A 5,698-nucleotide genomic window follows, 5' to 3' on the forward strand; every position below is an offset into this window, starting at 1 on the left:
CGCCGTCGAGGACGGTGTCGGGGACCAGGCCGTCAGTGCGTCAGGGTCGGCGGGCGGCAGGGCGGTGGGCTCGCGGTCGTAGGTGGGCGGGCCGCCGCCGACGTAGTCGAGCCGCGGGCCGGCGGGGGCGGCGGCGCTGCTCGGGGCGGCGGCGGCCGGTCGGCGGGCGGCGCGCTCTCCACCGTGAAGCCCGGCGGCTTCGGCAGTCCGGCCGGGAACCCCGGGGGGCGCGGCGGGTCGTCCGCGTCGGTGCGCTGCGGCGGTACGGCCGGTGCCGGTTCGGCGGTGGCCGGGGCCGTGGCGTCGTTGACGGTCCCGGAGGCCGAGGCGAACCGGTCGTCGAGCGAGTCGGGCGCCGCCGTCGGGCCGGTGTCCCCGGTGGCCCCGCCGTAGAGCTGGCCCCACCAGTCGTCCTCCTGGCCGGCGGGCGTTCCCCCCTGCTGGTTCATGCCGTCAATTGTCCACCGCGGGGCCGGTTGGGAAACGGGGCATCGCGAAATTCCCGCCGCGGACCCGGCGGCGGGGTGACTCCGGGAGCCAAGAAGTGAACAACTGTGCGATGCACGGGGGTGGCGTGCCGCCGCGGTCACACCCGCGGGTGAACCGCCCGGTCCCGGCGGCGGCCCTCCGCCGGACATGGCTGATCTGCGGGTTCTGCCCGGCTGCGGCACTCTGGTCAGATGGGAGTCTGGGACCTTGTGCTGGTCGGCCTGGTCCTGGCACTCGGCCTGTGCGGGGTGCTGGTGCCCGGGGTGCCGGGGTCGTGGCTGGTGTGGGCCGGCGTCATGTGGTGGGCGCTGAAGGACCCCCGGCCGGTCGCGTGGTGGGTCCTCGTGGGGGCGACCGTGGCGCTGTTCCTCTCCCAGGTGGTGCGGTGGGCGCTGCCCCCGCGCCGACTGCGCCCGGGATGGGCGGGCCGCCGTGTGGTGGTGTACGCGGCGGCTGGCTCGTTCCTCGGCTTCGTCCTGATCCCCGTGCTCGGCTCGGTGCCCGGTTTCATGGCCGGCATCTACGTCGCGGAGCGGATCAGGCTGGGCCGCCACGCCGAGGCGCGGGCCGCGGTGCGCACGGCGATGCGGTCGGGCGGGTCGAGCGTGCTGGCGGAGCTGTTCACCTGCCAGCTGATCGCGGGCGCGTGGCTGGGCGCGGTGATCTGGGGCTGACGCCCGCGTTCCGCCCGACCCCGCCGAAAGCCCGGCCTCCGGCGTGAGCGGCGGCGCCCCACGAGCACAGAGCCGGACGCCGTCACCCGCGGCCGACGCCCCGCAGACCGCCCGGCCCCGCCGGGAGCCCGCCCTCCAGTGTGAGCAGGCGCGTCTTGCGGTCGAGGCCGCCCGCGTAGCCGGTGAGTGACCCGTCGGCGCCGATCACCCGGTGGCAGGGGCGGACGACGAGCAGCGGGTTCGCGCCGATCGCGCCGCCCACGGCCCGCACGGCGGCGCGGGGGGCGCCGATCCGCGCGGCGATCTCGCCGTACGTGGTGGTCGCCCCGTAGGGCACGGCGTCCAGGGCGTCCCACACCCGCTCGCGGAACGCGGTGCCGTCGGTGCGGAACGGGAGCGTGAACTCCTTCAGTTCACCGGCGAAGTAGGCGGCGAGCTGTTCCTCGGCGGCCCGGAACAGGGCCGGGTCGTGCCGCCAGTGGGCGAGCACGCCGCGTCCGCCCTTCTGCTCCGGCACGGACAGCGAGGTCAGCGCCCCGGTGGCCGGGTCGGCCGTGAGCAGGAGCGGGCCGAGGGGACTGGCGCACCGCGCCCAGTGCACGGGTCCGGGGGTGGCCTTCCCGCGTTTCGCGGTGCGTCCGGCCCTCGTGGTCGTCTCGGAATCCGCGGTCGTCTCGGAATCCGCGGTCTGCCCGGGATTCGCGGTGTTCTCGGTCATCGGTGCCATCGGTCGCATCGGTGCCATCTGTGCCATCTGTCTCATCGGTCTCATCCGTGGAGTCGGTACGCGGGCTTCCCCGCGGTGAGCAGGTGTCGTACGGCGTAGGAGCGCCAGGGGCGCCAGTTGCCGGGGGCGTCGAGGCCGGGCGGGGCCACGTCCGGGTCGCCCAGGGCGCGGGTGCGCAGGGCGGCGACGGCGTGGGCGTCCAGGCCGGGCAGGTCGCGCAGGGCCGCGTCCGCCCGGTCGCGGTCGGCTCCGGGGTCCAGCCGCAGGGTGCCGTCGGCGAGGGCCGCGGTCAGGGCGCCCAGGGGGCCGGCGGGCTCGGCCACGGCGAGCACCGCCGCCTCGGGGAAGAGATGGGTGAGGCCGCCGCAGGGCGCGTCGAGTGCCTTGCCGTACCGCAGGACCAGCTCCCCGGCGGCCCGCGGCCCCACGAGCACCCGTACGGCCAGTTCCTCGGGGTCGGCGGCGCCGGGCGAGCGCAGACCGGGGCGTGCGGCGACCAGCGGGGCGAGGACCGGGTCGGCGCCGAGCCGCTCGTCGACGGCGTAGGGGTCGGCGTCCAGGTCGAACAGCCGGCGCAGCCGCTGGACGGCGGTGGTGAGGTCGCGCGGGTCGGTGAGGTGCAGCCGGGCGTCGAGCCAGCCGCCGGGGTGGGCGGCGGTCCCCCGGACGGGCGCGGTGCCCGTCTTCTCCTCGACGGCGGCGACGGCGCTCCCGTGGGGCAGCCGCAGGGTGCGGCGGTAGGTGCGCGCGCCGGGCGGGCCGCCGACCTCCTCGACGCCGGGCACGGCCTCCCGCGCGAGCAGGTCGAAGACGGCCGCGGCCTGGTAGGGGCCCCGGTGGGCGAGCCGCAGCGGAATGCCGGCCGAGGGGGTGGCCGCCGGGCGCGCGGCACGTCCGGCGGCGGGCGCGGCGGCGCGCAGTCCGGTCGGTGTGCGGGCGTAGACCGCCCGGATCGTGTCGTTGAACTGGCGGACACTGGCGAACCCGGCCGCGAAGGCGATCTCGGTGACCGGCAGAGCGGTGGTCTGGAGCAGGGTGCGCGCGGTGTGGGCCCGCTGGGCGCGGGCGAGCGCCACCGGTCCGGCGCCCAGTTCGGCGGTGAGCTGGCGCTGGACCTGCCGGGGGCTGTAGCCGAGCCGTGCGGCGAGCCCGGTGACGCCCTCGCGGTCGACGACGCCGTCGCCGATCAGCCGTACGGCCCGGCCGACGACGTCGGCGCGCACGTCCCACTCGGCGGAGCCGGGCACGGAGTCCGGGCGGCACCGCCGGCAGGCCCGGAAGCCCGAGCCCTGCGCGGCGGCGGCGGTGCGGAAGAACCGTACGTTGTGCCGTTTCGGCGTGAGCGCCGGGCAACTGGGACGGCAGTAGATGCCGGTCGTCTCGACGGCGAAGAAGAACGCGCCGTCGAAGCGCGCGTCCCGGCTGCGCACGGCCTCGTACCTGGTGTCCCCGTACGTGGTGTCCTCGTACGTGGTGTCCCCGTACCTGGTGTCCTCGTCGCTCACGGGGTCCAGTGTCCGCCGTGCCCGGGGGCGGGGGCCAGCGGGAATCGGACACGGCGCTGCCCGGCCGGCCCGGCCCCCGTCCCCGGGCCCACGGGTCAGCTCCGGCGGCCGCGCTTGGCCTCCATGGCCGCCTTGCCCTCCGCTCCCTTGCGCTTCCAGTCCCGTCTGATCTCGGCGCGCAGCCGGGCGTCGGTCTTGGCCACGATCCACTGGTTCTCGCGCACGAGCTTGCGGTAGCTCTCCAGGCGGCGCACCGGCAGCGTGCCGTCCTCGACGGCGGCGAGGACCGCGCACCCGGGCTCGCGTGCGTGGGCGCAGTCGTGGAAGCGGCACCCCCCGGCCAGTTCCCCGATCTCGGAGAAGACCTGGCCGACGCCGGTCCCGGCGTCCCACAGTCCGACGCCCCGCAGGCCCGGCGTGTCGATGAGCACACCGCCGCCCGGGAGCGCGAGGAGGTTGCGGGTGGTGGTGGTGTGGCGGCCCTTGCCGTCGACGTCGCGGGTGGCCCGGACGTCCATGACGTCCTCGCCGAGCAGGGCGTTGGCGAGCGTGGACTTGCCCGCGCCGGACTGCCCGAGCAGCACGGTCGTCCCGCCGGAGACGACGGCGGTGAGGGCGTCCAGGCCCTCGCCGTCCAGCGCGCTGACCGTCAGCACGGGGACACCGGGCGCCGTCGTCTCCACGTCCTGGACGAGATACGAGAGCGTCACCGGGTCCGGGACGAGGTCCGCCTTGGTGAGGACGACGACCGGCTGGGCGCCGGACTCCCAGGCCAGCGCGAGGAAGCGCTCGATCCGGCCGAGGTCGAGTTCGACGGCGAGCGACACGGCGACGACGGCGTGGTCGACGTTGGCGGCGAGGATCTGCCCCTCGGACCGCTTGGAGGAGGTGGAGCGCACGAAGGCGGTGCGGCGGGGCAGGCATGCCCGGACGTAGCGCGGGTGGTGGCCGGGAGGTTCGACGGCGGCCCAGTCCCCGGTGCACACGACCCGCAGGGGGTCGTGCGGGGTGACGAGCGCGGTGTCGGCGCGTACGACGCCGTCGGCGGTGAGGATGTCGCACTGGCCTCGGTCGACGCGGACGACCCGGCCGGGAACGAGTCCTTCGCGGGCGTGGGGGGCGAACGCGGTCGCCCATGCCTCGTCCCAGCCGTAGACGGCGAGAGGGCGCGACGAATCCGAAGAAGAGGAGGAGAAAGACAAGGGGTGACCCTTCACAAGGCGGCCCCGGCACCGCGCCCGCTGGCGCGAAAAAAGGTGAGGTCAGCCGGAGACCACGGAGGTGGACTGAACGAACTTCCGCATGCGGGCAGCGCCCATCTCAACGACAGCCATCGGTCACACCTCCCGAACTGGTCCACATCACCCGCGGCAACCGGTCACCGCTCGAACAGCACTGACACTAGGGACAGTCGGGCCACGCCGCCACCGAATTACGGCGACCTGTGCGTACGGGTCGTTCCGTGCCGCAGAGCGCCTCCAGGCCGGCCGGTCGGACATCGGGGACGCGCCGGACGGCGTCCAGGCGTGCGACCGCTGGTTTGCCGAAGTGGCGGCGGTGATCGGGTGCCGAGCGAGCGGCAGAACCACACCGGAAGCGGCGTCGGAGGCCGCACCGCGGTCCGGGCCCGGGACGGGCCGTCAACCGGTTTTCCGGCTCGCGCAGTCCCGGCCGTTCAGCGTGAAGTCGCCCGCGGGAGAGTTGCCGCCCCGCCAACTGCCCAGGAAGCCGAAGGAGATGGTGCCGCCGGCCGCGACGGTCTTGTTGTAGTCCGCGGCGGAGGCGCGGACGCGGGAGCCGTCCTGGGCGTACACGGCGTCCCACATCTGGCCGACCCGCTGGCCGTCGCGGAAGGACCAGGTGACCCGCCAGCCGTCCAGGGCCCGTTCGGTGGTGACGGTGACGATGGCCTGGAAGCCGTCGGGCCACTCGTTGACGATCTCGTAGCCGGCCTCGCAGGCGGGCGCCGCGCTCGCGGTCTGCCCGGGGGCGCCCCCGTGGGCGGGGGACGACTGGGTGCCCTGGGAGGACGGTTCGAGGTCGGAGCGCTCGGGGGACGTCGTGCGCGAGGGGGCGCGGGAGGGGGCCGGGGAGTCGGGGGAGCCCTCGGGGGACGCGGGCTCCCCGGACGAGGGGGCGCCGGGCGGGCCCGGCAGCGGGAAGCCGGGGTCGGCGACCGGGGTGCGGCCGGAGGCGTCCCCGGCGTCGGCCGCGTCGCCCTGGGGGCCGCCGGGCATCATCGACACCGCGAGGGCCAGCGCGGAGACCAGGACGGCGGCCACGACGAGGCCGCCGCGCACGAC

6 protein-coding genes are annotated in these 5,698 nt (G+C 76.0%); 1 reads left to right on the forward strand and 5 read right to left on the reverse strand.

Going from position 1 to position 5,698, the window contains the following annotated elements:
• Window positions 1-32: 32 nt before the first annotated feature.
• Window positions 33-449 (reverse strand): hypothetical protein, encoded by a 417-nt coding sequence (locus tag SZN_RS41735; protein WP_007504702.1) that lies wholly within the window; start codon window positions 447-449, stop codon window positions 33-35.
• Between the two features lie 231 nt (window positions 450-680).
• On the opposite strand from SZN_RS41735, the gene SZN_RS34970 reads away from it, so the two are divergent.
• On the forward strand, window positions 681-1,163 hold the full coding sequence (locus SZN_RS34970) for a DUF456 domain-containing protein (RefSeq protein WP_043734766.1): 483 nt from the start codon (window positions 681-683) through the stop codon (window positions 1,161-1,163).
• Between the two features lie 82 nt (window positions 1,164-1,245).
• Here the strand turns inward: SZN_RS34970 and SZN_RS34975 are convergent, their stop codons facing one another.
• The 4 genes from SZN_RS34975 to SZN_RS34990 form a co-directional block, all read right to left on the reverse strand.
• Window positions 1,246-1,881: a methylated-DNA--[protein]-cysteine S-methyltransferase gene (locus SZN_RS34975; protein ID WP_086021494.1), complete on the reverse strand. Its 636-nt coding sequence runs from the start codon at window positions 1,879-1,881 to the stop codon at window positions 1,246-1,248.
• 50 nt (window positions 1,882-1,931) lie between these two features.
• Complete coding sequence (locus SZN_RS34980; RefSeq protein WP_007504708.1) at window positions 1,932-3,395, reverse strand: DNA-3-methyladenine glycosylase 2 family protein; 1,464 nt, start codon at window positions 3,393-3,395, stop codon at window positions 1,932-1,934.
• Between the two features lie 95 nt (window positions 3,396-3,490).
• Complete coding sequence (gene rsgA / locus SZN_RS34985; protein WP_007504709.1) at window positions 3,491-4,597, reverse strand: ribosome small subunit-dependent GTPase A; 1,107 nt, start codon at window positions 4,595-4,597, stop codon at window positions 3,491-3,493.
• A 438-nt stretch (window positions 4,598-5,035) separates the two neighbouring features.
• Window positions 5,036-5,698, reverse strand: a 663-nt coding sequence (locus SZN_RS34990) for a cellulose binding domain-containing protein (protein ID WP_007504711.1), incomplete at its 5' end; no start/stop codon positions are given.

This window comes from Streptomyces zinciresistens K42 (genome assembly GCF_000225525.1).
Lineage (GTDB): Bacteria > Actinomycetota > Actinomycetes > Streptomycetales > Streptomycetaceae > Streptomyces > Streptomyces zinciresistens.